This window comes from Campylobacter sp. BCW_6877 (assembly GCF_001762445.1).
Classification (GTDB): domain Bacteria; phylum Campylobacterota; class Campylobacteria; order Campylobacterales; family Campylobacteraceae; genus Campylobacter_D; species Campylobacter_D jejuni.
On sequence record NZ_MJWW01000044.1, the window covers coordinates 18,869 to 44,254 of the forward strand.

Consider the following 25,386-nt stretch of genomic DNA (forward strand, 5'->3'; position numbering starts at 1 on the left):
TTTAAAAAAAGTTTGGGAAAAAGATCCTTGCTTAGATTCTAAAAATTTTCACATCATATCTCCTAATTCTAGCTTTAAAAAACTCTTCAATACAAAAATGGATTTTATATTTGCAAATCAAAGCTTATATTATCTTACAAAACAAGCTTTTAAAGAAGCTGTGCAAGAATTTTATGAACTATGCAATGAAGGAGCTATTATATTTGCAACTATGATGAGTGATAAAGGCTATAGTATGTATGAAAGAGGAGAACTTATGGATAATGGCTTACGTGAAGTAAAAGGATGTCCAAGTGGTAGATTGAGCGGTTCTTCATATATACGCTTTACTAAAGACATAGAAGAATTAAAAGAAGATTTTAAACCTTTTAAACCTTTATTTTGGGGAGATTATGAATTAATTAATCTATATAATTTTGAAGGCAGTGTGGAGCACTTTATTTATATAGGACAAAAGTAAGTGCTCTAGCACTTACTCTCCTAAGCTTGGAGTCATTTCGATAATCTTCCAAGGAAGTCCTTGAGAATTCAGCTCTTCCATAAAAGGCTTAGCGTCAAATTCTTCCATATTAAACACGCCTTTTCCTTGCCAAATCCCTTTAGCGATTAATTTCGTACCTATCATAGCAGGAACACCTGTAGTATAGCTCACAGCTTGTGCACCAGTTTCTTTATAACATTCTTCATGATTGCAAACATTATAAATATAAACTTGCTTGTCTTTTCCATCTTTTTTACCACGAATCACACAACCTATATTGGTATAACCTTTGGTGCGTGGTCCTAAACTTGCAGGATCAGGAAGTAAGGTTTTTAAAAATTCTATAGGAATGATTTCTTTTCCTTGGTGCATCACAGGTTTAATCCCTAGCATTCCAACATTTTCAAGGCATTTCATATGAGTTAAATAACTTTGTCCAAAAGTCATAAAAAAGCGTATTCTTTTTAAACCTTTGATATTTTTTACCAAGCTTTCAAGTTCTTCATGATAAAGCAAATAGCTATCTTTCACACCTACTTCTGGATAATCCCACTCCATTTTTATTTCCATAGGCTGCGTTTCTATCCACTTGCCATTTTCCCAATAACGCCCTTTAGCAGAAACCTCACGTAGATTGATTTCAGGGTTGAAATTGGTCGCAAAAGCATAGCCATGATCACCTGCATTGCAATCTAAAATATCTATATAAGAAATTTCATCAAATAAATTTTGCTGTGCATAAGCACAAAAAACATTAGTTACACCAGGATCAAATCCACTTCCTAAAAGTCCTAAAATTCCTGCTTGTTTAAACTCATCATTTCTCGCCCATTGCTCTTTATATTCAAATTTAGCTAAATCAGGATGTTCATAATTTGCTGTATCTACATAATCAATCCCTGCTTTTATACAAGCATCCATTAAACTCAAATCTTGATAAGGCAAAGCAACATTGAGTAAAATTTGCACTCCTGTTTTCTTGATAAGTTCTACAACCGCATTGCTATCATCAGCATCAATTTGCGCCGTTTCAATTTGAACCCCTAAACGCTCTTTGATAAAAGCAGCGATCTCATCACATTTGCTTTTTGTTCTACTAGCTAAAGTGATTTTGCTAAAAGTATCAGAATTCATTGCGCATTTTACAGTAGCCACACGACTTACCCCGCCTGCGCCTATGATTAAAAGATTTTTCATGAAATTTGTCCTTAAAAGATTTTTAGGAATTTTAGCTAAAAATTGATAATATCAAAATTTATTTTTTCTTCTAAGTTATAATTTGAACTTAATAACATAAAAAATTCTATATTTTTATATCTTAACTTAAGTCTATAAAAAGCCCCTAAAAATTCTTTTTGTAAAATTTTAGCCTCAAAGCGATTTCCTATTTTAAGCTCTGCATAACCAAAAATATAATTTTTTGAAGCTATCCAAGCAAAAAATTCATCTTCTAAATCAAGTTTTTCTTCTATGATATTTAAATCAGGTAAAATTTGCGCACTTTTAAAATCAGGCTTAAAATAAAGCTCTTTAGGATTTGCATGAGCTAAGATTTTTCCTTTTTCTAAAAAAGCGATTTGATCAGACATGCAATAAGCATCTTCAATATCATGAGTTACCATAATAGCCGTAATGCCTTGATTTTCTATCATTTTTTTCAATTCTCTTCTTAAATCCTGTTTTAAATTTTGATCCAAATTAGAAAAAGGTTCATCTAAAAGCAAAAGCTTACATCCTCTTGCTATAGCTCTAGCAAAAGCCACTCTTTGCGCTTGCCCTCCTGAAATTTCATCGATTTTTTTATATCTTAAATCTTCAATTTCAAAAGTTTTAAGCAAATGATTTAAAATTTGATTTTTATCTTTTTTATCGTAAAGTGCAAAAAGTATGTTTTTCTCAACATTTAAATGAGGAAATAAAGCATAATTTTGAAACATCAAAGCCACTTCACCTTTGCAAGAAAACAAATCATAAGAACTAGCTTGTTCAAGCTTAGCAATAATCCTTAAAAGCGTGCTTTTTCCGCTTCCACTACCTCCTAAAATGCTTAAAAATTCTCCTTCTTTGACATGAAGATTGATATTTTCTAAAGCTTGTATTTTTCCAAAATTTTTAGATAAATTTTTAATTTCTAACATCATCTTTCCTTGTGATTTTATCCATCCAAACAACAACCATTAAAGAAAGAAAAACGATAAACAAGGAAGGCAAAGCTGCATCATAAATTCTTTCATCACTTGCAAACCAGAAAGCTTTAACACTTAAAGTTTCAAAGCCAAAAGGTGCTAAAATTCTACTTAAAGGAAGTTCTTTAATCGTATCAATAAAAACAATAATAAAAGCTAAAAATAAAAAATGTTTCATTAAAGGTGTGTGAATTTTAAAAAATAAAATAAAATAACTCGCTCTTAAATTTAAACTTGCCTCATCAATATTTAGATGAATTTTATTATAACCTCCTTCTAAAGAATAAATTGCACTCGCTAAAAAACGAATTATATAAGCAAAAACAAGAACAAATAAAGAATTTCCCAATAAACTCGTGTGAAAAATTTTATCCAAAAATACAAAAAGCACTATAATGCTAATCCCTAAAGCAGCAGCAGGTATAGAATAACCCAAAGAACTTATTTTTAAAATAAATAAATTAAAAAAATGATTTTTAACTATCCTAGAACTAAACATCAAAAAATAAGCTAAAAGAGTGGTAATTAAAGCAGTGATTAAAGCTAAGATTATAGTTTGAAAACTGATAATATAAAATTGTGATTCAAAAAGCTTATGATCTTTTAGCCCCCAATAAACTAGCCAAAGAAAAGGTAAAATAAAACCTACCAAAGCAATCATAAAACAATAAATACAGGATAGAATTTGTTTAATAGGATTTAATTTTCTTTTTTTGATAAAAAGAGTTAAATTTTGATTAAAACTATAATGATGTTTATTTTTATAATAATAATCCACATACATAATCAAAAATACAAAAAGCATTAAAATACCCGATAAAACACTAGAAGAATAAGAATCATTCAAATCATACCAGAGTTTAAAAATTCCAGCCGAAAAAGTATCCACTCCCAAATAAGCACTTGCACCATAATCACTTAAAGTTTCCATTAAAACCAATAAAGCTCCAGAAAAAATGGCAGGTCTTGCACTCAAAAGTGCCACGCGTGTAAAAATTCTAAATTCAGAATATTTCATAATTTTAGCTACTTCATAAGCCTCTTTAGCTTCACTCTTAAAAGCTGTTTTAGCAAATAAATAAATATAAGGATATAAAGAAATAGCCAAAACAAAAATAACACCATAATGATTGAAAAAATCTATCCTAAAGCCAAAATTTTCATGAAAAAATCCTTGAAAATCCATAATTCCCACATAAACAAAGGCTAAAATATAAGCAGGTATGGCCAAGGGTAAAATGAGTAATTTTTCTAAAATTTTACAGAAATAAAAATCATAATTTGCAATCAAATAAGCAGAACTCACACCCAAAATCAAGCTTAAACACAATACTCCCACGCTAATTATAAAAGTATCTTTGATGAATTTTAAAAATAAATAATCAAAAAAATGACTCAAATTTTCTTTAATAGATGAAAATTGGGTTAAATTACTTGTATTAAAATTTTGAAATAAAATATAAAAAAGTTCAGCAAAAATACCAAAAATAGGTAAAGCAAGAAAAAGGGCAAGTAAAATTGCCCCGAGTTTATAGTATTTTAGGGTTTTATACATTATCTAAAACCGACTTCATCGTAAATTTTAACAGCTTCTTTAATATTTTCTGCTATCTTACTCACAGGAATTTGATCTTCTTTGAAAGTTCCAAAATCCTTTACAGTTTGGCTTAATTCTATATCATTTCTTATAGGAAATTCATAATTACTATCAGTAAGAATTTTTTGAATTTCAGGACTTAACATAAATTCCATAAATTTTTTAGCCGCATCTTGATTTTTACTTGATTTTGTCATAGCAATACCGCTAATGTTAATATGCGTTCCTCTATTGTCTTGATTAGGAAAAATAATACCCAAAGAATTCCCCACTTCTATATCTTTTGGATTTTTAGAATTCTTTAAAAGCCCTATATAATAAGTATTCATAACTGCAAATTTAGCTTCGCCTGCAAATACTTGTCTGGCTTGATCTCTATCCCCACCCTTTGGGTTTGTCGCAAGATTCTCAAGTACACCTTTAGCCCATGCTTTAGCCTCTTTACTTCCATCATTAGCTATAATAGATGCTAAAAGAGTTTTGCTATAAGGAGCTGTAGCACTTCTCATGACAATTTCTCCTTTAAATTCAGCTTTTGCTAAATCTTCATAATTTTTCATTTTGCTAATGTCGATATTTGCGTTTTTATTGTAAGCAATAATTCTTGCTCTTTTTGTAATCGCAAACCATTCTTTATCCTTATCTCTTAAATGAGCAGGTATAAATTCTTCTAAATATTTTGATGAAACAGGGGATAAAAGTCCTAAATTTTTAGCTTCTGTAAGATTTGAAATATCAGCTGTGATGAAAATATCAGCAGGAGAGTTATTTCCTTCAAGAGAAAGCCTTTTAATAAGTTCTGAAGCTTTAGCTTGAGTATGATTGACCTTAATGCCTGTTTTTTCTTCGAATTTTTTTATGATTTCAAAATCAGCATCATAATGTCTTGCTGAGTAAATATTAAGCTCGCTAGCACCTAAAAATGAAAAAGCCGTTAAAAACATAAAGAAGATTTTTTTCATATTTTATCCTTTATTGAGAATTATACTTGGTTTTATTAAGATCTTTAAAATCAGTATGAGAATGTTCAGAGCAAGCAAAAGCAAAGCCAACGCATAGTAAAAATAAAATTATTTTTTTCATAGACATTAATTCCTTTTTAAATATTTTGATAAGAAATATTAATATTAAAAAGTAAATATAAAATAATTTAATAATTTTATAACTGATAAATATTTTCATTTTATTATAATAAATTTTGATAATAATTATAATTAATTAAATTTTAATATAAATATTTAAGAGTATTTTTATATATAAAATATTAATATTCAATATCAAAAATTATTTGCTAAGAAGGTAACAATAATAATGAAATTTTATATTATACTAGGCACGCTATTTATAGGTTTTATCTTTAATGCTTGTACCGTTTTGCAAAAATCATCTCCACTTCAAGAAAATAAAGATTTTTATATACTTGATATGCATACTCAAAAAAAGATTTCTTTTGAAGATATGATTTTAGAATTGCTAAAAGCAGATGTGATACTGCTTGGCGAAAAACACGATGAAGCAAAGCACAAGATAAGTCAAGTTATGATTTTTAATGCTTTAGAAGGAAATTTAAGTTCTCAAAATATCAGCTTTGATGTAGCTTTAGAAATGCTAGCAAGCACGGAACAAAATCACTTGGATAAAGCCTTAAAAAATAAAAAAAACATTAAGGCTAACGAACTTGCTAATGCGCTAAACTGGGATAAAAGCTGGAAATGGAAAGATTATGAGCAATTTGTCAATGTGGTTTTTTATTCAAGGTCAAAAATATTAGGTGCAAATCTTTCACGCTCAGAAATTACAAGTATTTATAATGGGGCTCAGCCCTTAAAGGGTTATGTTTCAACCACAAATGAAGTAAAAAAACAACTTTTTGACATTATATCCTTAAGCCATGAGTTAAATCCTGAAGAAAATAAAAAATTGGTAGATAAATTAGTAGAAATTCAGCAATTTAAAGACAGGCGTATGGCGGATGTATTGGTTCATCATCCAAATAAAGTTTTATTGCTAGCTGGAAGCTATCATACAAGTAAAAAAATAGGAATTCCTTTACATATACAAGATTTTAAAAGCAGCAAAAAAATAGTTGTAGTGAATTTAAACTATGGAGGAATGGATTTAAAAGACAGTGATTATACTTTTATTTATTATTAAGGAAAAATTAATGAAAAAATTAAGTTTATTTTGTGTTATGGGTTTATGTTTTGCTAATTATGCTTTTTCCGAAGAATTAGAATTTGATAGTCTTGAAATTTCAGGCTCAAAAATCAAAAACGATGAAAAGCCCTTTGTAACTCCTGGAGCAACAAGCACAAGAGATAATTTAAATTCAAGCACTCAAAGTATAGATTCTATAGTACGTAGTGTTCCTGGTGCTTATACTCAAGTAGATCAAGCACAGGGGGGGGGAATTTCAGTAAATATTCGCGGTATGACAGGACTTGGAAGAGTAAATACACAAATTGATGGCGTAACTCAAACTTTTTTTGGTTCTGCAAGTGATGATAGCTTTCATGGGCAAATTGGAACTTCAAGTTTTACAGCTCCAATAGATAAAAATTTTTTAGTCGCCTTAGATGTTAATCGTGGAACTTTTAATGGAGCAAATGGGGTTAATGCTTTAATGGGTTCGGCTAATTTTAGAACTATAGGTGTAGATGATATAGTACAAGAAGGAAGAGTTTTTGGTTTTTTGGGAAAATACTCTTATGGTAGCAATGCTATAGGGCCTGATTTTATGGGTGCTATAGCAGGAAAAACTATGTTAGAAAATAATGCTAATTTAGGCATTTTATTTGCTTATAGTGGGCAAAATGTTTCTCAAAATTATAAAATCGGAGGTGGAGGCTATATAGGCGATCAAAAACCCCCAATTGACACTGATGATGATGGCATTCCAGATGATAATTTAGCAGCACCTATAAATCCAAACAATCTTTATAATCAGCCTAGAAGTCAACTCTTTAAAGTAGAATACAAATCTGATATCAATGAGGCGATTTTAAACTATAGAGCTTATAAGAACAATCTTGCAGGTAGAAAGATTGCAAATGATACTTATCAAATTGACTATCGTTTAAATCCTGATTCTAATCTTTTGGATTTAAAATTTTTATTTGCTTATAATGACGGAAAGCAAAAGTATAATCAAGGCAGCACTTGGGGTTATCACGATATGAGTGGAGTTAAGACTAAAAATCGAGCGGTAACTTTTGATCTTAGCAATACCATGAATAAAGAATTTTCACAAGATTCAAATTTGTATTTTACTTATGGGATTAATATTTTAAATAATCATTATAGCAATGATTTTCCAAAAGATAGAGTGCTTTTGCCTTATATTTTGACTAGTTTTTATCCTAAAGGAAAACAAGATATTAAAACCCTTTATTTGGATACGAGTTTTACAAAGGGAATTTTCACCCTAAATTCTAATGTCAATTGGATCAATGCACAATTAAGTGGATATAAGGGAGTTTGTAGCATGGCTAATCCTTATTGTCAGCCAAAAAATGCGACAAATTTAGAAAAGGATTACAATAATTTTAATTATTCTTTAATGCTTTCAGCAGATATCCATCCACTTTTCAATCCTTTTATTTCTTATTCTAAAAGCCATAGAATCCCAAATGTTCAAGAGTATTTTTTTACTCATGATGCAAGTTTTGAGCATAATATGAATACATTTTTAAAGGCTGAAAGTGCAGATACTTATCAAATTGGTTTCAATTCTTTTGCACATGAAATTTTAAACAATAATGATACTTTAGGTTTTAAAGTGCTTTATTATGATACTAAGGTGAAAAATTATATTTATAATAGAAGATATTGGCAAAAAGCTGGCAATACTATCTTTCTTATGCAATTAAATGATGATGAAAAAGCTAAATTCCACGGAGTTGAGCTTGAGTTTAAATACGATACGGGGTTTTTTTATTCTATACTATCTTATACTTATCAAAAATCCAAGCATAAATTTTCAGATACAGAATCTTTAGAAACAGGTGGAGCACAATCAGGCCAAAGTCAATTTGCTCAACTTCCAGAGCATTATGCTAATCTTGATATGGGTGTAAGATTATTTGAAGAAAAACTAATCCTAGGAGCTCTTGCTAAATATACAGGAAAAGCAAAGAGAGTAGCTCCTGTAGGCAGTTTGGATGATGATCCAAGTAATCCTGATGCTATGGCTCCGCTTAAAACTACAGATGAATTACCAAAAATACCAACTATCGTTGATCTTTATGTAAATTATAAAATTTTGAAAAACTTTACAATCAAAGCAGAGATACAAAATTTATTTGACAAAAACTATATGGATGCGCTTTATACTTATAATACTGGTGATAGTCAAAATGCTGGAGGGTTATTTGATCCTATTTATATTTATAATAACTCTGCTCGCGGCCGTACTTTTATAGTAAGTTTTGAATATAAATATTAAGGAATATACAAATGTTAAAAAAAATGTTTTTATTTTGTTTTTTATTGTTAAATTTAAATGCAGAAGTAAATGTAACAGATATAAATTTATCGTTTGATTCTCCCAAGATAGAAATCGAAGCACCTAAAATAGAGCTTTCTCTTTCTAGTCTTTATCAGAATGCCGATAAAGTGGTAAAAGGCGTTATTTATATGTTGGTTTTATTTTCCATTTTAGCATGGGCAGTTTTTATTTCCAAGCTTATGCAATTTTATTTTATGAAGAAAAATCTAGACTTGTCTATCCACAAGATAAAAGAATTAAAAAATCTCAATGAATTAGATCAGACAAAGGATTTTGCAGGTGTTTTATCTTTAGAAATTCAAGATGAGCTTGAAAAAAGTGAATATAAAAATGATCACATAAAAGAGCGTATAGAATTGCGTTTACAAAATACCGTCTCAAAACAAATCACAGCAAGCAAAAATGGTTTGAGTTTACTTGCGAGTATAGGTGCTAGCGCACCTTTTATAGGGCTTTTTGGAACAGTTTGGGGAATTATGAATGCATTTATAGGTATAGCAAATCTTGGCAATGCTTCTTTGGCAGTCGTTGCACCTGGTATAGCTGAAGCCTTATTTGCTACAGCTTTTGGCTTGATAGCTGCTATCCCTGCAGTGCTTTTTTATAATTATCTTACAAGAAAAAATTTAAGACTTATGCACCATTTAGATGAGCTTGCAAATTTTGTCTATATACTTTTTCATAGGAGTTATTTTAATGATAAAAACTGAAATGGCTCATAAAGAAGAGGAGTTAAGTGAGATCAATATAACTCCTTTTATAGATATTATGCTTGTATTATTAATTGTTTTTATGACTGTTACTCCTCTTATCACAAGTTCTATCAAAATAGAATTACCCAAGAGTTCGCAGCAAGCAGAGGATAAGCTTAAAAATCCCATCATACTTTATTTAAATACTGATAATACTTTGGCTATTAATGATGATAAATTAAGCCTAGAAAATCTTTCAAGTGCTTTAGATATAAAAACCAAAGGCAATAAAGAAGAAATTATTTATTTTCATATCGATAAAAGTGTAAAGTATGAAGATATTATGCAAGTAATGCAAAAATTAAAAGAGAATGGCTATGGAAAAATAGCTCTTTCAAGTAAAAAGGTGGATTAGTATGAAGTCTAGTGTGATTTTTGGGTTTGTGTTAAGTTTGATATTGCATACTTTGGTATTAATGTTTTTCCTTTTTTCTTTTTATACTCAAGAAAAATCAAGTGGTGTTGATTTTAAACAAGGAGCGGAATTTACTTCCATTATGATGGTATCAGAGCTTCCTATCGGGGAATTAAAAGAAGTTTCGATCGATCAAAAAAAGAGTAATTCTCAAGATAAAAACAAGAAACAAGACGAAAGAATAAGTCTTAATTCTCAAGATAAAAATGCTGTATTAAAAGTTCAAAAAAAGATTGAAAAGCAAGATGAAAACCAAGCTCAAAAAGAAATAGCTAATGCAAGTGAAAATTCAAAATTTAAAAATGAATCGCTCAGTGCTCCGCTACAAAGTAATGAAGATAAAACACAAACTATAGTAAGTGGCAATGCCAAAGAACAAGTTAAAAGCTATCAAGCTTTGCTTATGGCTCATTTGACTAAATTTAAAAAATATCCTCAAGAAGCGATAATGCAAAAACAAGAAGGCGTTGTAAGAATTCGCGTAAGCATTGATGAAAGCGGAAATGTCTTAAGCAAAGAGCTTAAAAAATCTTGCCCTTATGCAGCGCTCAATGATGAAGTTTTAAGTTTATTTAAAAGAGCTTCTCCATTGCCAAAACCGCCTAAAGAAATGTTAAAAAATGGTGATAAAATCAGTTTTGTTATGCCTATTGATTACAATATTAAAGACTATTTAGGTAAAAAATAAACTCTTGATTAAATAAAGTTGATTAAAATTTTTATTTTAAAAGGTGGTAGCATGTTTTCTTCATTTTTTGCAAGTAAAAAATGGGCTTTATGGGCTTATTTAGGACTTTTTTTACTCTTGTTTTTTCTTTTTATTCAAACAAGTCTTAATGTTGCTATAAATTCATGGTATAGTGATTTTTATAATGTCTTGCAAAAACCTAAAATAGAAATTTTAGATTCAAATTCAACACAAAAAATAGAAACTAATTTCGAAAATAATGCCACTTTAATCCAAGAGGCTAATCAAAGAGCTGAACAAAATTTCCAAAAAGCTAATTTTATCAATAAAGGTGCATTGTATTATTATCAAAATTTATTAGAATATTTTTTCAACTCTAGGGCTATGATTGAAAAGCCGAATTATTCAGCAAATGATTTTTATGCTTTGATTTTAGTTTTTTTAGCTATTGCTATTCCTTATGTTTTAATCGCTACGATTAATATTTATTTTGCTAGTGTATATGCTTTTAAGTGGCGTGAGGCTATGACTTTTTCTTATTTAAAATTTTGGAAAAATAAAGATGATAATATAGAAGGAAGTTCACAAAGAATTCAAGAAGATACTTATAATTTTTCTAAAATCGTAGAGAGTTTAGGACTTAGTTTTATAAAAGCTTTGATGACCCTTGTAGCATTTATTCCGATTTTATGGAGTTTAAGTGATGTTGTGAGTAAAGCTTTATTTGCAAATTTAAGTGAAAATTCTTCTTTTTATTTTTTAAAAAACATTGATGGTTTGCTTGTTTATATTGCACTTTTGATTTCTTTAGGAGGCTTGGTTGTGTCATGGTTTGTAGGTATTAAGCTTCCTGGACTTGAATACAATAATCAAAAAGCTGAAGCAGCTTTTAGAAAAGAGCTTGTTTATGCTGAGGATAATCGCAAAGAATACGCTAAAAATGAGACTATGATAGAGCTTTTTACAGGACTTAAATTTAACTATAAAAGACTTTTTTTACATTATGGATATTTTAATATTTGGCTCATTTTATTTGAGCAAATGATAGTTATAGTGCCATTTTTAATCATGGCACCAGGGCTTTTTGCTGGAGCTATAGGACTTGGTATTGTAATGCAGATTAACAATGCTTTTGATCAAGTGCGAAGCTCTTTTAGTGTTTTTATCACAAACTGGACAACTATCACTCAACTTAGAAGTATACATAAGCGTTTAAAAGAATTTGAGAAAAACATAGCTTATAAAAAACATTAGTGCCTATAAAAATATCTAAATTTAATAAAAACAAGTAAAGCAATAAAAAGCAAAGAGGCTGTGAATATACACAAAAATTCCCAGCCAAAACTTTCATAATAAAAACTTGGCAATACAGAACCTATAGCACCCCCACTGTAATAAAATGCTAAGTATAGCCCATTTGCCAATCCTTTTTTATTGGTAGATGAATTTAAAAGTCCTGAAAATATACAATGACTAATAAACATTCCGCTACAAAACACAAACATGGCAAAAAATGTGAAGTAAAAATTATTTATTAACATACAAAAACAACCTGTAATAAAAACAACAAAACCAAAAATGGCTGTGCGAATTTTTGAACCAAAAAAAGCTATAGTTTTTCCTATAAGTAGGGAGCTAATAACTCCTGTTAAAAAGCCCAAATAAACAAGTCCAATTTGTGTTTGTGTGATATTGGCTACACTTTCTTTTAAATGGAAGGGTAAAAAACTTACTATGCTTTGAAAGGAAAAAAAGATGATAAAAACACAGGATAAAATCACTATAAATTTAACCTCTTTGATAAAAGGTAAAAAATCTTTTAGTGAAATTTGCGTATTTAAATTGGTGCAGTGTTCTTTAAAAAATAAAAACAAAAAACCAGAACAAAGCATTAAAATAGCAAAAAAATTTAAAGCAAAATGCCAAGAAAAAAGATCACTTAAAAAGCTCCCAAACACTCTACCGACAAAACCTCCAAAAGTTGTAGCACCTATATAAATTGCTATATTTTTTTGTATATTTTCATTTTCTAAACGACTAAGTAAGGTAAGAAGTGCTGTAAGTATAGCAGGTATGCAAAGAGCTTGTAAAAATCTAAAGAAAAGAAAAAAATAAAAATTATTGCTTAAATTTCCGATGATTCCAAAAAATGCACACATAAACAAAGAAAAAATAAGAATTTTTTTTAAAGAAAAAATTTCAAGCAAATATCCATAAATTAAAGGAGCTACAGCCAAAGGAATGAGTGTGATACTAATCACCCAAGAAATTTGATGCAAACTCACATTAAAATAACTAGAAAGTAAAGGAGTTATAGGTTGTGGAGCATAAACGATAGCTAAGGTTAATAGGGCACAAAAAATAATTAAAATTTTTAGTATTTTCATAATTTTAATTAAACTATAACAAAAATTAAAGTTTAATTAAAAGAGTCTTTAAGCAAAAATTTTACTTTTAATTGTGTATAATAAGGTTTAATAATATTTTATTTCTTAAGGAGCTTCATTGGACCCCAGTCAGGTTTTGGATTTAAACCAAACTTCTACAGCATCTTTTGATGCAGGATATTCTATACTTATGGTTGTTGTTGCACTTGCTCTAGTGTTTTTAAATGGTTTTTTTGTTTTGTCTGAATTTAGTATTGTTAAAGTACGTCGTTCCAAGCTTGAAGAGATGGTAAAAGAAAAAAAAGCTGGTGCTAAGAAAGCTTTGGAGGTTACTTCAAGACTTGATACTTATCTTAGTGCTTGTCAATTAGGAATCACTTTAAGTTCTCTAGCTCTTGGTTGGATAGGTGAACCCGCTATTGCAAAAATGCTAGAAATTCCGCTTATTAATCTTGGTTTTAGCACTGTTATTATCCATACTATAGCTTTTATTATTGCTTTTAGTATTATTACTCTTTTACATGTGGTTTTAGGAGAACTTGTGCCAAAAAGTATAGCTATTGCAGTTGCGGATAAAGCGGTTTTATTTATAGCTAGACCGCTTCATTGGTTTTGGATACTCTTTTTGCCTTGTATTAAAATTTTCGATTTTTTAGCAGCTATAAGTTTGAAACTTTTTGGAATAAAACCTGCTAAAGAAAGCGAACTAACTCATAGCGAAGAAGAAATTAAAATCATAGCAAGTGAGAGTCAAAAAGGTGGAGTTTTAGATGAATTTGAAACAGAGATCATACGCAATGCTGTTGATTTTTCAGATACTGTTGCTAAAGAGATTATGACTCCTAGAAAAGATATGATTTGTCTAAATAAACAAAAAAGTTACGAAGAAAATATGCAAATCATTTGTGAACATAAACATACTCGCTTTCCTTATATTGACGGTTCTAAAGATACTATTTTAGGGATGATACACATACGAGATATAATACAAAATGAATTAAGCCATAAAAGTCAAAATTTAGATACTTTTGTTAAACCTTTGATTTTGGTTCCTGAAAATATCAGCATTTCAAAAGTACTTGTAATGATGAATAAAGAACGCTCTCATACTGCATTAGTAGTTGATGAGTATGGTGGAACTGCTGGAATTTTAACCATGGAAGATATCATGGAAGAAATTATTGGCGAAATTAAAAGCGAGCATGAAGAAGACAGCTATAAAAAACTTGCTGAAAATATTTATGAATTTCAAGGACGATGCGATATAGAAACTGTTGAAGAAATGCTTGTAATAAACTATGATGAGGATTTAGAACAGGTTACTATAGGTGGATATGTATTTAATCTTTTAGGACGCTTGCCTATAGTAGGAGATCGCATTGAAGATGAACTTTGTTACTATGAAGTTAAAAAAATGGATGGGAATTCTATAGAGCGTGTTAAGGTAGTTAAAAAAACAAATAAAGATGAAGAATAAGCCTCTTTAGGCTTATTTCTTTTTGTAAATTTGATTTTTAATTTCAATACACTCAAAACCTTTTTTATCTAGTGTAACTACGCGTAAATATCCACCATCATCTATTTTACCCTCGCATAAAAATACTCTTTTGGCTATTTTCATAGGAAGTTTTTCTTTATTTCTGTGTCCAAAGATTTGATAAAGATTGTCCGAGGTGAAATTACAAAATTGATTTGCCACTTTTTGACTGTCTTCATATCCACCTACACCATAAATAAAATCATGGCTTGGTATAAAACTTATTTTTTCAGGTTTGGAGGGTATAAAATTTACTCCTCCATGTGAACAAAATATGAATTTATTTTGGAATTTGTAGTATAAACATTCTTTTAGATGAGGATAGAGTTTTCTAGCATCTCTTGGAGTAAGTTTTTCTTTTCTAAAATCCTTTAAAGTATTTTCATTAAATTCTTTGGAATTTGACAATTCTCCATTAGCCCATTTTATAAGATGTCTTTCGTGATTTCCTTCTAATAAGCATACATTTTCTTTTTCGCAAATTTTTAAAAGAAATTTTATTACTTTGCCATTTTCTATACCTCTGTTGATGTAATCTCCCAAAAATATATAAAATTCATCTTCTTTGATTGTTTTAATGTATTCTTTTAAAACACTATAACAACCTTGTAAATCTCCTATATGATGAATTTTTTTATATTTACTTAAATTTGGCATTTGGTAAAGACATTTTTTCCAATCGCTCGAGTCTAAAATTGGGTATTTTTTTGGATTTTTTTTGAGTAAATCTTGAGTTTTTTCCAAAAGAGCATAAGGGATGATATATCCATTTTTTTTAGCTTCTAAAAGATTTTTTTCTTGACATTGTTTTAAAGAGCTATCAAAAACAATAACATACATTTTATAGCGATATTGTTTAGCTAAGTCTTTGTAAATTTTTAATGTTTCATTGTAAGCGTTTATGATGCAAAACTCACCTTTTTGCATACGCATTTCTAGAAGTTTGAGTAAAATTTTACTCAAATCTTCATCATTTTTAACATTTAAAATTTTATATTCACTGACTATATTTTTAATGCTTCCTGATAAAAGACGCAAAGCATTTAAATCAAGTGTATAATTTTGAAGTTTATTATTTTTGATAAATTCTTCTTGTCCTGCGTAATAATTCCCTCTTAAAACAAGTAAGATTCGCACATTTTTTGCCTAGATTTTCTTTAAAAATTCAGTTTTTAAAACAATAACGCCAAATTTATCTACTCTAGCCTCAATTTCATTTTCTTTAGAAGTGAGCTTAATATTTTTTATAGTAGTTCCACGTTTTAAAGTTGTACTTGCACCTTTAACCTTAAGATCTTTTATTACACTCACGCTATCACCTGCGTTAAGTTCTGTTCCATTAGCGTCTTTAGCCATTTTTTTCCTTTCTTTGATCTAAAATATTTAAAATTTGCACCACTAAAGCAAAAGCCATAGCAGTATAAATATATGCCTTATCAATATGAATATCAAAACTTTCAGCAACTAAAACTACGCCTATTAGCACCAAAAAAGCTAAGGCTAAAATTTTAATGCTTGGATATTTTTCAACAAAATCTGCTATAGGTTTAGAAGCAAAAAGCATCACAGCTACTGCGATAATAACAGCGATAATCATGATGGTTACATCTTGAGCAATTCCTACCGCGGTAATAACACTATCAAGTGAAAATACTATATCAATCACAGCAATTTCAGCTACAACTATCCAAAGTTTATTGCTTGCTTTAAAATGACTTTGGCTTTCTTCTTGATGAGAAATTTGCTCTTTAATTTCTTTAATAGACTTTACAATCAAGAAAAGCCCACCTAGTAAAAGAACTAGATTTCTACCTGAAATTTCATTGCCCAATACACTAAACAAAGGTGTTACAAGTTTCATCACCCAAAAAAGAGATAAAAGAAGTAAAATTCTTGTAATCATTGCAAAAGCTAAACCTAAGATACGTCCTTTATCACGATGTTCAGGGGGTAGTTTACTTACTAAAATAGCTAAAAAAATGATATTATCTATCCCTAGTACAATTTCAAGAGCACTTAAAGTAGCTAAAGTAATCCAAGCATCAATACTAAATATCCATTCAAACATAAATTTCCTTGAAAATTTTAAAATTTTTTAAAGCGATATTTTATAGTTTTAAAGCAAATACCTTTAATTCTTTAAGAAAAAATTTCAATCACACTTAAGGGTAAAATTTCATGTTCTAGACTATGAATTTTTTCTTCAAATTCTTCAAAACTCAAATTTCTTTTTTCAAAAGCTTTTTGAGCTATAATCATTCCACCATCAAGTTCTTCACTGACCCAATGCACACTCACACCAGCTACTTTCATATCACTTTCATAGCTTTCTTTAATCGCATGTGCTCCTTTAAAAAGGGGTAATAAAGAAGGATGAAGGTTAATTGCCTTAATATTTTTTGTAAAAACAGGACTTAAAATTCTCATAAAACCTGCTAATACAGTAAGATTTGCTCCACTTTCTTTGATCTTTTGTACCAAAATCGTATCAAATTCTTCACGAGTATTATAAGCCTTATGATCAACAATCACAGTATCAAGACCAAATTTTTTTGCCCTTTGTATACCAAAAGCATCTTTTTTATTGCAAAGGCAAAGTACTACTTCATAGGTATTTTCTCCTATAGTTTTTTTATGAAGTTTTTCTAAAATATTTTCTAAATTACTTCCATTTCCACTAAAAAGTACAGCTAATTTTACAAGCATTTTAATCCTTTGATAAGTTTTAAAGCATCAAAGCTATTTTTATTAAATTTATATTTCTTTGCAACAAGTCCATGGGCTAAAGTAGCATTTTTTGCTGCTTCTAAAGCACTAAAACCAAAACCTAAATGCGCAGCAATCATTCCACTTAAAACATCTCCACTCCCACCTTTAGCTAAGGCTTGATTTCCTAAATTTACAACAAATAATTTTTCTTTTTGTGCAATAATAGGATTTGCTCCTTTTAAAACAAGAACACAATCATAATTTTGTGAAAATTTTCTAGCGTAGAAAAAGCGATTTTTTTGCAATGTTTCTATATTTAAATCCTCATCAAAGCATATTTTATAAAGTCTTATAAATTCTTTTGGATGAGGGGTTATAACGACATCTTTTCTGTTTAAATACCAAAGCAAAGCTTCACTTAAAAAGCAGTTTGCATCCAAGATCAAAGGAGTGTTTTGCAAAATTTCATCTTTTAGAAAATCCAAATTTTCAAGCCCCATACCTAAAGCAATAGCACTTGCATTATTTTCAATTTTTTCTTTTAACATCAAAAGAGGCGAGAAGCTTTTTTGTGCTACTAAAGAAACAAGACCTGCTCCAAAATTTAAGGCTCCAAGTCCTGCTAAAGTTCCAGCGCTTGCATTGGCAACTATATAAATATGGCCAAAATTTCCTTTATTAGCGTTGATTTTTCTATCTATAGTTTTTAAATCTTTTTTTTCAAGCAAAAAAGCTTGAGAATTAGGGTAAAATTTCTTAGAGCTAATGCCTAAATTGGCTATTTTAATCCTTCCTACAAATTCCTTAGCAAAATCTTCAAGTAAAATTTCCTTTAAGGCTCCCATGCAAAGTGTAATATTAGCTTTAAAACAAGGATAAAATCCCAAATTTGTAGGCATATCACAAGCTATTTTTAAAGCCTTGCTTTGATTAACTTTTTGAATTATTAAACTTGTTTTTTCATCTAAGCAACGATTTAAGCCTGTGCCTAAAATACAATCAATGATAATATGAAATTTTTTAAAATCAGGTTCTTTTTTACAAAATTTAAAAGCATAATTTTGTAAAATTTGCTCTTGTTTTTTAAAAAGCGTATTTTCTTTAAAGCCTACTTTATAAGCTTTAGCGTGTTTTAAATTTCTTAAAGCCACCAAGCCATCTGAAGCGTTGTTACCCCCGCCTAATAAAAAAAGTATTTTTACTTTTTTAATCTTGCGTTGAATGCAGATTTTTTTAGCTTCTTTTTTAATTAGTTTGGCTAAATTTAATCCCGCATTTTCCATTAAAATAAGCTCATCTAAGCCTTTATTTATAGCATTTTGTTCTAAAATGTTTATATTATCAATAATAGCTTTCATAATCTTTTTTCACCAAAAAATATATATTTTTTTCTCTTTCTTCTTCAAATTTTTTCATTTTAGGTAAAAATTTCTGGATCAAAGCACGAAAATTCTTAAAACCATAATTTTGCGGATGAAAATCCGAGTATTTGCGGTTCATATTAGTGCGTATTAGTGCGTATTCGGCACGCCCCTTTTCATCGATGAGCTGTTCGGTGATATTGATTAAAGCTCTTAAATAATCCTTACTTAAAATATCTTCTTTTTTACTCTCATCTTTATCTAAATAAAAAAATTCACTAAAGGCATTTACATAGGATTTTATAGATTTTTCAAGCCCCATTCCTATAACCTGTTTTTTATTTTCTCTTAATTTTTGAATGAGTGAAGTATAATCGCTATCGCTTGAAACAATAACAAAAATATCTATATTTTTTTCATAAAATATGGACATGATTTCAGTGATTAAATACATATCACTTGAGTTTTTGTTGGCCGCAAAATTAAATTGTTGCATAGCGATTAAAGAATATTCAGCAATTTGCTCTCTCCAACCTTGTATATTTTTTTGAGTCCAATCCCCATAAATGCGTTTAATGATAACTTCTCCATAATCTGAAGCGATATCAAAAATACTTTTAGCATATTTTGCAGGGATATTTTCTGCATCTATAAAGATAGCTATACTTTTATTTTCCATTTTAATTCCTTGCTCTAAAGCTTAAAGCTTCTAAAATATGAGTTTTGTTAATATTAAGACTTTGTTCTAAATCCGCTATACTTCTTGAAACTTTTAAAATTTTATTGAGCGATCGCAAAGAAAGATTATAACGTGAAATTGCTAAATCTAGCGTATCTTTGGCATCTTTTTCCAATACACAAAAACGACTCAAATCTTCATCTTTTAATTTCCCATTAAATTCTTTTTGCCCTCGTTTTTTACCAAAAATAAAAGCTTGTAAAATTTTTTCACTCATTTCTTTAGAACTTATACTCGTTTTATCATCCTTACTAATCTCATCCATAGCTACATAAAGATCAATCCTATCCATAATAGGAGCTGAAATGTGATTTTTGTATTTTTTAATCTCATTTTCACTACAAACACAAGAAAGATTTTTAGAAAATAAATTTCCGCAAGGACAAGGATTTTGAGCGGCTATAAAGCTAAATTTTGTTTCATAAGTGATTTTAGAATTTACTCTTGAAATATGAATTTTATAATCCTCTAAAGGTTCTCTTAAACTCTCTATGATTTGCTTGTTAAAATGTGGAAATTCATCAAAAAACAATACTCCACCATTTGCAAGTGCGACTTCTCCAATTCTAGCATTTTTTGTTCCTCCGCCAAAAATACTTGCTCTTGTAGAAGTATGATGAGGATGACGAAAAGCACGAATTTTAGTAAATTCACAATCTTTTGAATCTAAAGACATATAAGCATTTTGCATTAAAATTTCACTTAAACTTTGAGGAGGCATGATATAAACAAGACGTTTAGCACACATACTTTTACCACTTCCTGGACTTCCTTCAAATAAGATATTATGCATACCTAAAGCAGCTATCATACAAGCTCTTTTAGCTTTTTCCTGCCCTTTGATGTCTTTAAAATCAAGTTTAAAATCCATATTTTGTAAAAAAATTTCATTTTCTATTTGCAAAGGGTTTGTAAATAAAGGATGATTGTGCGAGAAGTGAAAATTTTCATAATTTTTTTCTTTAAAAAACTCTATTGCTTCATTTAAATTTTCAAGTCCATAAACCTCCAAATTTGGTATCATGGAAGCTTTTTGAGCTATGCTTTTTGGAACAACGATTTTAGCTTTTTTAATTTTAGCAGAGAGAAACAAAAGCAAAGAAAAAAGCTCGTTAGTGCTTTTAATACTTCCATCAAGTCCTAATTCTCCTACTACAAAAAAGTCATCTAATTCTTCATTTTGCAAAAGGATTAATAAAGCAATGGCCAAATCAAAATGAGATCCCTTTTTTGGGATGCCTGAAGGACTAAGATTGATAGTAATTTTTTTAGCAGGAAAAGCAAAATCACAACTTAAAAGCGTGGCTTTGATGCGTTCGATACTTTCCTTAATCGCTACACTTGCAAGTCCTACTATGCTTAAATTTGGCAAACCTCTTGTAAAAGTGGATTCTACCTCTATAATGTCTAAGCCTTCATGAAAGCTTATGCACTTTAGTTTTTTCATTTCTCTTTTTTATGATTTTTCTTCTTTTTCTTAAATTCTTTATCGAATTTTTGACGCTTAGCAAAAGAAATTTTTTCTATAAATAAATGTCCATTTAAATGATCATTTTCGTGTTGAATGGCCACAGCTAAAAAACCTTTTGCTTCAAGTTCTTTAAATTCTCCAAAGCGATCTTGATATTTAAGTAAGATATGATTATAGCGTTTTACTTCTTCGAAAAAATCTGGCACACTCAAACACCCTTCTGTGCAAGTGATCATTTCTTCATCTAAAGGAATAATTTCAGGATTAATAATCTCTAGCAAATCTTCTTTTTTTTGTTCATCATTTTCATCAAAAATATTCACAAGTAAAGCACGCAAAGGAATATCCACTTGAATAGCTGCTAAACCTACTCCATTACTTGCTATCATAGTTTCATACATATCATCAAGCAAGGTGTGAAGTTCTGTATCAAATTTATTTACAATTTCAGAGTTTAAAAAAAGTCTAGGATTAGGATAAGTGATAATTTTTCTAACCATTAAAAAACCTTTGTTTTAAATGATCTCCAAAGAAATCATTTAAAACTTTTTTCCAAAACCTTATCAATCAGTCCATATTCTTTAGCTTCTTGTGCTGACATGAAAAAATCTCTTTCTGTATCTTTTGCTATTTTTGTAACTTTTTGCTTAGTATTTTTTGCCAAAATATCATTAAGTATAGTTTTAAGTCTTAAAATTTCTTTAGCTTGAATTTCAATATCTGTGGCTTGACCTCTAGCTCCACCTAAAGGTTGATGAATCATAATGCGTGAATTAGGCAAAGCAAAACGTTTTCCTTCTGCGCCACAACTAAGCAAAAATGCTCCCATAGAAGCAGCTTGTCCTATGCAAATCGTACAAACATCAGGTTTGATATAGTTCATAGTATCATAAATACTAAAACCACTTGTAATGACACCGCCTGGAGAATTGATATAAAGATAAATATCTTTTGTAGGATCTTCAGCTTCTAAAAAAAGAAGTTGTGCTACGATAGAAGCAGCAAGTTCATCATGAATTTCGCCACTTAGCATAATAATTCTATCTTTTAAAAGGCGTGAATAAATGTCATAACTTCTTTCACCACGACTGGATTTTTCAATAACATAAGGAATAAACATTATTTATCTTCTTTCTCTTTTTTGCTCGATTTTTCCGATTTTTCCGATTTTGGCATAAAAATATCATTAAAAAGTTTTTCTTCAATTAAAGCCATTTTCACAGCAGGTAAAGCTCCTTGTTTTTTATAGTTTTCTAAATGCTCTTTTGGATTCATACCATAGCGATATGCTTCAAAATAAATCGCTTGAATCAATTCTTGATCATTTGCTTCAATCTTACGCAATTTTGCAAGCTCATCAATAATAAAAGTAAGTTTTACACTTTTTTGCGCTTCTTCTTTAAAAGAATCACGTTTTTCTTGATATTTTTCTTTACTTGCTTTAAGCTCTTCAATTTCTTTTTCGCTAAAAGTATTAAAAGCTGCACGCATTTGCATATCAGTTTCTTGTTCTACTATGCCTTTAGGTAAATCAAAATTATATTTTTCAATCAAAGCATCTGCAAATTTACCTTTTAATTCGTCATTTACAAGTTTAAAAAGCTTTTCGTTTTTGATTTGCTCTTTTAATTTTTCATCTAAAACTTCAACACTAGTTTTTTCTTCTCCTGGTAAAAGTTTTTTAAGCATTTCTTCATCAAGTTCTGGAATTTTAAGCTCTTGAATTTCATGTAGTTTTACTTTAAATACGGCATCTTTACCCGCTAAATGCGCTGCACCGTATTCTTTAGGGAAAGTTACTTTGATATCTTTTTCTTCACCTATTTTCATTCCTACCATACCATCTTCAAAACCTGGAATAAATTGCTTAGAACCAATTTCTAAAACATAATTTTCAGCTTTACCACCTTCAAAAGCTTTATCATCTACAAAACCTTCAAAATCAAATTTTGCAAAATCACCTTCTTTTAAAGCTCTTTTTGTTTTTATAGCTTCAGGAGTAGCAAAACGCTTTAAAAGTTCATCTTTTTTCTCATCAATTTCTTTTTTACCTACTTTTGGAGTTTGGTATTCAGGAATGAGTTTTTCATAACCCTCAAGTTTGATTTCAGGTTTAAAAGAAAGTATTAACTCAGCAATAATTTCTCCATCTTTACGATCAAATTTTTCAAAATATGGCTCACCTACAAGCTCTTTACTTTCTTTTTTAAGTTCTTGTAAAGCACTATTTACAGCAGATTTAAAAAGATTTTGTTCCGCGTCTTGAGTGAGTTCTCTTTCATATCTTTTAAGTACAGCACTTACAGGAACTTTTCCTGGTCTAAACCCATCCATTTTTACACTTTTAGAAGCTTTTTTTGCTAAATTTTCTACTTCACTTTTGATCATTCCTGAAGGAATTTTTACACTAGCAGTCGCATTAACAGAATCTAGTTGCTTTGCCTTTACTTCCATAGTTTTTTCCTTATAAAATAAAATTTGCTTTCAATCATAGCAAATTTTTCCTTATTACTTGCATAAAATTTTAAAGTAATTTATGATAAAATTGCAATATTACATTATTATTAAAATAATAAAAATATTTTTGGAGAAAAATTTGCAAAAAAAATTTGAAGATTGTGTTAAAACTATGCTTGAAATTATAGGAGAAAATCCAAATCGTGAAGGACTGATTAAAACACCAAATCGTGTTTTTAAAGCTTATGAATTTCTTACTAGTGGTTATACGCAAAATGTCAAAGATATTTTAAATAATGCTTTATTTGAAAGCTCTAATAATGAAATGGTTTTGGTGCGTGATATAGAATTTTACAGTCTTTGCGAACATCATCTTTTACCTTTTTTTGGGCGTGCTCATGTAGCCTATATCCCTAATAAAAAAGTAGTAGGTTTAAGCAAAATTCCACGCCTTGTAGAAGTGTTTGCAAGAAGACTTCAAATTCAAGAACAACTTACCGAACAAATCGCACAAGCTTTAATGGAAAATGTCGATGCAAAAGGTGTGGGTGTAGTCATAGAAGCAAGACATATGTGTGTTGAAATGCGTGGAGTACAAAAAGCTAATTCCACCACTACAACTTCAGCTTTGCGTGGAATTTTCTTGAAAAATGAAAAAACTAGAGAGGAATTTTTTTCTCTCATAAACTCTGCTAAACAGGTAAGATTTTAATGAATCTTGAAAAACTACGTTCCAAACTTGGTAAAGAAAATTTAAGTGCTATTTTTGGAGAGATTACAAAAATTTCTGCTACAAGTATAGAAATTCGTGGGCTTAAAACAGGGGTTGGAGATATAGTGAAGTTAGTTTCCAATGAAAATGAAAATTTAAACACTCTAGCTATGGTCGTAGAAATCAAAGAACAATTTAGCTATTTAAGCCCATTTTCTTTTATAGAAGGTTTTAAGATAGGCGATCGTGCTTTCATAAGTGATGCAGGTATGCAAATAGGCGTTAGCGATGAACTTTTAGGCAGAGTAGTAGATCCTTTTATGCGTCCAAAAGATGGTAAAGGAGCTATAGAAGTAAGTAAATATATGCCTATAATGCGTGCACCTATTGATGCGATGAAAAGAGGGCTTATAGAAGAAGTTTTTCCCGTGGGTGTTAAAACCATAGACGCACTTTTAACTTGTGGTGTAGGGCAAAAACTTGGTATTTTTGCAGGAAGCGGGGTAGGAAAATCCACTCTTATGGGAATGATAGTTAAAAATTCCAAAGCTCCTATAAAGGTAGTGGCACTCATAGGAGAAAGGGGGCGTGAAATTCCTGAATTTATACAAAAAAATTTAGGCGGAAAGCTCGATGATACAGTGATTATTGTTGCTACAAGTGATGATAGTGCTTTGATGCGTAAATACGGTGCTTTTTGTGCAATGAGTGTGGCAGAATACTTTAAAGAACAAGGTAAAGATGTACTTTTTATCATGGATAGTGTAACGCGTTTTGCTATGGCGCAAAGAGAAATAGGACTAGCTCTTGGAGAACCTCCTACAACCAAAGGTTATCCACCAAGTGTTTTAAGTCTTTTGCCTCAACTCATGGAAAGAACGGGTAAAGAAGAAGGTAAAGGCACTATAACAGCCTTTTTTACCGTTTTGGTAGATGGAGATGATATGAGCGATCCAATTGCTGATCAAAGTCGTTCTATCTTAGATGGACACATTGTTTTAAGTCGTGAATTAACAGACTTTGGAATTTATCCTCCTATTAATATACAAAACTCTGCTTCAAGGGTGATGAGTGACATTATAAGTCCTGAACATAAACTTTGGGCAAGAAAATTTAAGCGTTTAAACTCGCTTTTAAAAGAAAATGAAGTATTGCTTCGCATCGGTGCCTATCAAAAAGGAAGTGATAAAGAACTTGATGAAGCTATTTCTAAAAAAGAATTTATGCAAAAATTCTTAGGGCAAAATCCTGAAGAAAGCTTCGAATTTAATCAAACTTTAGAGCTTTTAAGTCAAATTGATACACCAAATACTCCTTTGCCACCAACTCAAAATATAAATGTAGGAAGTGCAAGTGCAACCTTGCCTAATCCTAATTTAAAATAAAA

At 29.8% G+C, this 25,386-nt stretch carries 25 protein-coding genes and 1 pseudogene; 10 read left to right on the forward strand and 16 right to left on the reverse strand.

Annotated features, from left to right (window positions below):
- The first annotated feature begins 97 nt into the window (after window positions 1-97).
- A complete protein-coding gene (locus AJ936_RS10600) occupies window positions 98-460 on the forward strand; it encodes a hypothetical protein (RefSeq protein ID WP_002870694.1) in 363 nt (120 codons plus the stop codon).
- Between the two features lie 12 nt (window positions 461-472).
- Here the strand turns inward: AJ936_RS10600 and AJ936_RS06360 are convergent, their stop codons facing one another.
- The 5 genes and pseudogenes from AJ936_RS06360 to AJ936_RS06380 form a co-directional block, all read right to left on the reverse strand.
- Window positions 473-1,678, reverse strand: coding sequence for a saccharopine dehydrogenase family protein (locus AJ936_RS06360; RefSeq protein WP_052801494.1), 1,206 nt, complete (start codon window positions 1,676-1,678; stop codon window positions 473-475).
- Between the two features lie 35 nt (window positions 1,679-1,713).
- A complete protein-coding gene (locus tag AJ936_RS06365; RefSeq protein ID WP_072223564.1) occupies window positions 1,714-2,622 on the reverse strand; it encodes an ABC transporter ATP-binding protein in 909 nt (302 codons plus the stop codon).
- Window positions 2,606-4,222: an iron ABC transporter permease gene (locus AJ936_RS06370; RefSeq protein WP_070243045.1), complete on the reverse strand. Its 1,617-nt coding sequence runs from the start codon at window positions 4,220-4,222 to the stop codon at window positions 2,606-2,608. The genes AJ936_RS06365 and AJ936_RS06370 overlap by 17 nt, the downstream gene beginning before the upstream one ends.
- Window positions 4,222-5,226 carry a Fe(3+) ABC transporter substrate-binding protein gene (locus AJ936_RS06375; protein ID WP_070243046.1) on the reverse strand — a complete coding sequence of 335 codons (1,005 nt, stop codon included), beginning with the start codon at window positions 5,224-5,226 and terminating at the stop codon, window positions 4,222-4,224. Before AJ936_RS06375 ends, AJ936_RS06370 begins: the two co-directional genes overlap by 1 nt.
- A pseudogene (locus AJ936_RS06380) lies at window positions 5,223-5,353 on the reverse strand (hypothetical protein). The gene AJ936_RS06375 and the pseudogene AJ936_RS06380 overlap by 4 nt, the downstream one beginning before the upstream one ends.
- Before the next feature lie 222 nt (window positions 5,354-5,575).
- Here AJ936_RS06380 and AJ936_RS06385 point away from each other — a divergent pair.
- Genes AJ936_RS06385 through AJ936_RS06410 form a run of 6 tightly spaced genes read left to right on the forward strand, consistent with a single transcriptional unit; the run spans window position 5,576 to window position 11,880 of the window.
- Complete coding sequence (locus AJ936_RS06385; RefSeq protein ID WP_052949929.1) at window positions 5,576-6,418, forward strand: ChaN family lipoprotein; 843 nt, start codon at window positions 5,576-5,578, stop codon at window positions 6,416-6,418.
- A 10-nt stretch (window positions 6,419-6,428) separates the two neighbouring features.
- Window positions 6,429-8,708, forward strand: a complete 2,280-nt coding sequence (locus AJ936_RS06390; RefSeq protein ID WP_070274217.1) for a TonB-dependent receptor domain-containing protein — start codon at window positions 6,429-6,431, stop codon at window positions 8,706-8,708.
- A gap of 11 nt (window positions 8,709-8,719) precedes the next feature.
- Entirely contained in the window at window positions 8,720-9,481 is a 762-nt protein-coding gene (locus AJ936_RS06395) for a MotA/TolQ/ExbB proton channel family protein (protein WP_070243048.1), read from the forward strand.
- Window positions 9,468-9,878, forward strand: a complete 411-nt coding sequence (locus AJ936_RS06400; RefSeq protein WP_002870685.1) for a biopolymer transporter ExbD — start codon at window positions 9,468-9,470, stop codon at window positions 9,876-9,878. The genes AJ936_RS06395 and AJ936_RS06400 overlap by 14 nt, the downstream gene beginning before the upstream one ends.
- Before the next feature lies 1 nt (window position 9,879).
- The gene (locus AJ936_RS06405; protein WP_070274218.1) at window positions 9,880-10,626 is read left to right on the forward strand and encodes an energy transducer TonB; all 747 of its coding nucleotides are present in this window, start codon (window positions 9,880-9,882) and stop codon (window positions 10,624-10,626) included.
- Window positions 10,627-10,677: 51 nt separating this feature from the next.
- A complete protein-coding gene (locus tag AJ936_RS06410) occupies window positions 10,678-11,880 on the forward strand; it encodes a putative transporter (protein WP_070243056.1) in 1,203 nt (400 codons plus the stop codon).
- On the opposite strand, the gene AJ936_RS06415 is transcribed toward AJ936_RS06410, so the two are convergent.
- The gene (locus AJ936_RS06415; RefSeq protein WP_032599166.1) at window positions 11,877-13,007 is read right to left on the reverse strand and encodes an MFS transporter; all 1,131 of its coding nucleotides are present in this window, start codon (window positions 13,005-13,007) and stop codon (window positions 11,877-11,879) included. The two genes, AJ936_RS06410 and AJ936_RS06415, sit on opposite strands and share 4 nt — an antisense overlap.
- Before the next feature lie 124 nt (window positions 13,008-13,131).
- On the opposite strand from AJ936_RS06415, the gene AJ936_RS06420 reads away from it, so the two are divergent.
- On the forward strand, window positions 13,132-14,490 hold the full coding sequence (locus AJ936_RS06420) for a hemolysin family protein (protein ID WP_002860995.1): 1,359 nt from the start codon (window positions 13,132-13,134) through the stop codon (window positions 14,488-14,490).
- A gap of 12 nt (window positions 14,491-14,502) precedes the next feature.
- Here AJ936_RS06420 and AJ936_RS06425 read toward each other — a convergent pair whose 3' ends face one another.
- The 10 genes from AJ936_RS06425 to tig form a co-directional block, all read right to left on the reverse strand.
- Window positions 14,503-15,687 carry a metallophosphoesterase gene (locus AJ936_RS06425; RefSeq protein WP_070243059.1) on the reverse strand — a complete coding sequence of 395 codons (1,185 nt, stop codon included), beginning with the start codon at window positions 15,685-15,687 and terminating at the stop codon, window positions 14,503-14,505.
- A gap of 9 nt (window positions 15,688-15,696) precedes the next feature.
- Complete coding sequence (locus tag AJ936_RS06430) at window positions 15,697-15,906, reverse strand: alkylphosphonate utilization protein (RefSeq protein WP_002870680.1); 210 nt, start codon at window positions 15,904-15,906, stop codon at window positions 15,697-15,699.
- Window positions 15,899-16,618 carry a TerC family protein gene (locus AJ936_RS06435; protein ID WP_070243065.1) on the reverse strand — a complete coding sequence of 240 codons (720 nt, stop codon included), beginning with the start codon at window positions 16,616-16,618 and terminating at the stop codon, window positions 15,899-15,901. The genes AJ936_RS06430 and AJ936_RS06435 overlap by 8 nt, the downstream gene beginning before the upstream one ends.
- A gap of 71 nt (window positions 16,619-16,689) precedes the next feature.
- Entirely contained in the window at window positions 16,690-17,256 is a 567-nt protein-coding gene (gene purN, locus AJ936_RS06440; RefSeq protein ID WP_002866343.1) for a phosphoribosylglycinamide formyltransferase, read from the reverse strand.
- Window positions 17,247-18,617 (reverse strand): bifunctional ADP-dependent NAD(P)H-hydrate dehydratase/NAD(P)H-hydrate epimerase, encoded by a 1,371-nt coding sequence (locus tag AJ936_RS06445; RefSeq protein ID WP_070274219.1) that lies wholly within the window; start codon window positions 18,615-18,617, stop codon window positions 17,247-17,249. Before AJ936_RS06445 ends, purN begins: the two co-directional genes overlap by 10 nt.
- Window positions 18,601-19,299 carry an NYN domain-containing protein gene (locus tag AJ936_RS06450; protein ID WP_052949937.1) on the reverse strand — a complete coding sequence of 233 codons (699 nt, stop codon included), beginning with the start codon at window positions 19,297-19,299 and terminating at the stop codon, window positions 18,601-18,603. The genes AJ936_RS06445 and AJ936_RS06450 overlap by 17 nt, the downstream gene beginning before the upstream one ends.
- Before the next feature lies 1 nt (window position 19,300).
- Window positions 19,301-20,806 carry a YifB family Mg chelatase-like AAA ATPase gene (locus AJ936_RS06455; protein WP_070274220.1) on the reverse strand — a complete coding sequence of 502 codons (1,506 nt, stop codon included), beginning with the start codon at window positions 20,804-20,806 and terminating at the stop codon, window positions 19,301-19,303.
- A complete protein-coding gene (gene def / locus AJ936_RS06460) occupies window positions 20,803-21,330 on the reverse strand; it encodes a peptide deformylase (RefSeq protein ID WP_002861002.1) in 528 nt (175 codons plus the stop codon). The genes AJ936_RS06455 and def overlap by 4 nt, the downstream gene beginning before the upstream one ends.
- A gap of 35 nt (window positions 21,331-21,365) precedes the next feature.
- On the reverse strand, window positions 21,366-21,950 hold the full coding sequence (gene clpP / locus AJ936_RS06465) for an ATP-dependent Clp endopeptidase proteolytic subunit ClpP (protein WP_002861003.1): 585 nt from the start codon (window positions 21,948-21,950) through the stop codon (window positions 21,366-21,368).
- Window positions 21,950-23,284 carry a trigger factor gene (gene tig / locus AJ936_RS06470; protein ID WP_032599953.1) on the reverse strand — a complete coding sequence of 445 codons (1,335 nt, stop codon included), beginning with the start codon at window positions 23,282-23,284 and terminating at the stop codon, window positions 21,950-21,952. The genes clpP and tig overlap by 1 nt, the downstream gene beginning before the upstream one ends.
- 142 nt (window positions 23,285-23,426) lie before the next feature.
- Here tig and folE point away from each other — a divergent pair, with 142 nt between their 5' ends.
- Together folE and fliI are read left to right on the forward strand one after the other, a co-directional pair.
- The gene (gene folE / locus AJ936_RS06475) at window positions 23,427-23,999 is read left to right on the forward strand and encodes a GTP cyclohydrolase I FolE (RefSeq protein WP_002880936.1); all 573 of its coding nucleotides are present in this window, start codon (window positions 23,427-23,429) and stop codon (window positions 23,997-23,999) included.
- Window positions 23,999-25,384, forward strand: a complete 1,386-nt coding sequence (gene fliI, locus AJ936_RS06480; RefSeq protein WP_002854283.1) for a flagellar protein export ATPase FliI — start codon at window positions 23,999-24,001, stop codon at window positions 25,382-25,384. The genes folE and fliI overlap by 1 nt, the downstream gene beginning before the upstream one ends.
- Window positions 25,385-25,386: the final 2 nt, after the last annotated feature.

What these genes read in the sequence shown, in the direction of transcription:
- AJ936_RS10600 (WP_002870694.1), top strand. Translation starts at nt 98, where the DNA reads ATGGATTTTATATTTGCAAATCAAAGCTTATATTATCTTACAAAACAA.
- AJ936_RS06360 (WP_052801494.1), bottom strand. Translation starts at nt 1,678, where the DNA reads ATGAAAAATCTTTTAATCATAGGCGCAGGCGGGGTAAGTCGTGTGGCT.
- AJ936_RS06365 (WP_072223564.1), bottom strand. Translation starts at nt 2,622, where the DNA reads ATGATGTTAGAAATTAAAAATTTATCTAAAAATTTTGGAAAAATACAA.
- AJ936_RS06370 (WP_070243045.1), bottom strand. Translation starts at nt 4,222, where the DNA reads ATGTATAAAACCCTAAAATACTATAAACTCGGGGCAATTTTACTTGCC.
- AJ936_RS06375 (WP_070243046.1), bottom strand. Translation starts at nt 5,226, where the DNA reads ATGAAAAAAATCTTCTTTATGTTTTTAACGGCTTTTTCATTTTTAGGT.
- AJ936_RS06385 (WP_052949929.1), top strand. Translation starts at nt 5,576, where the DNA reads ATGAAATTTTATATTATACTAGGCACGCTATTTATAGGTTTTATCTTT.
- AJ936_RS06390 (WP_070274217.1), top strand. Translation starts at nt 6,429, where the DNA reads ATGAAAAAATTAAGTTTATTTTGTGTTATGGGTTTATGTTTTGCTAAT.
- AJ936_RS06395 (WP_070243048.1), top strand. Translation starts at nt 8,720, where the DNA reads ATGTTAAAAAAAATGTTTTTATTTTGTTTTTTATTGTTAAATTTAAAT.
- AJ936_RS06400 (WP_002870685.1), top strand. Translation starts at nt 9,468, where the DNA reads ATGATAAAAACTGAAATGGCTCATAAAGAAGAGGAGTTAAGTGAGATC.
- AJ936_RS06405 (WP_070274218.1), top strand. Translation starts at nt 9,880, where the DNA reads ATGAAGTCTAGTGTGATTTTTGGGTTTGTGTTAAGTTTGATATTGCAT.
- AJ936_RS06410 (WP_070243056.1), top strand. Translation starts at nt 10,678, where the DNA reads ATGTTTTCTTCATTTTTTGCAAGTAAAAAATGGGCTTTATGGGCTTAT.
- AJ936_RS06430 (WP_002870680.1), bottom strand. Translation starts at nt 15,906, where the DNA reads ATGGCTAAAGACGCTAATGGAACAGAACTTAACGCAGGTGATAGCGTG.
- AJ936_RS06435 (WP_070243065.1), bottom strand. Translation starts at nt 16,618, where the DNA reads ATGTTTGAATGGATATTTAGTATTGATGCTTGGATTACTTTAGCTACT.
- purN (WP_002866343.1), bottom strand. Translation starts at nt 17,256, where the DNA reads ATGCTTGTAAAATTAGCTGTACTTTTTAGTGGAAATGGAAGTAATTTA.
- AJ936_RS06445 (WP_070274219.1), bottom strand. Translation starts at nt 18,617, where the DNA reads ATGAAAGCTATTATTGATAATATAAACATTTTAGAACAAAATGCTATA.
- AJ936_RS06450 (WP_052949937.1), bottom strand. Translation starts at nt 19,299, where the DNA reads ATGGAAAATAAAAGTATAGCTATCTTTATAGATGCAGAAAATATCCCT.
- AJ936_RS06455 (WP_070274220.1), bottom strand. Translation starts at nt 20,806, where the DNA reads ATGAAAAAACTAAAGTGCATAAGCTTTCATGAAGGCTTAGACATTATA.
- def (WP_002861002.1), bottom strand. Translation starts at nt 21,330, where the DNA reads ATGGTTAGAAAAATTATCACTTATCCTAATCCTAGACTTTTTTTAAAC.
- clpP (WP_002861003.1), bottom strand. Translation starts at nt 21,950, where the DNA reads ATGTTTATTCCTTATGTTATTGAAAAATCCAGTCGTGGTGAAAGAAGT.
- tig (WP_032599953.1), bottom strand. Translation starts at nt 23,284, where the DNA reads ATGGAAGTAAAGGCAAAGCAACTAGATTCTGTTAATGCGACTGCTAGT.
- fliI (WP_002854283.1), top strand. Translation starts at nt 23,999, where the DNA reads ATGAATCTTGAAAAACTACGTTCCAAACTTGGTAAAGAAAATTTAAGT.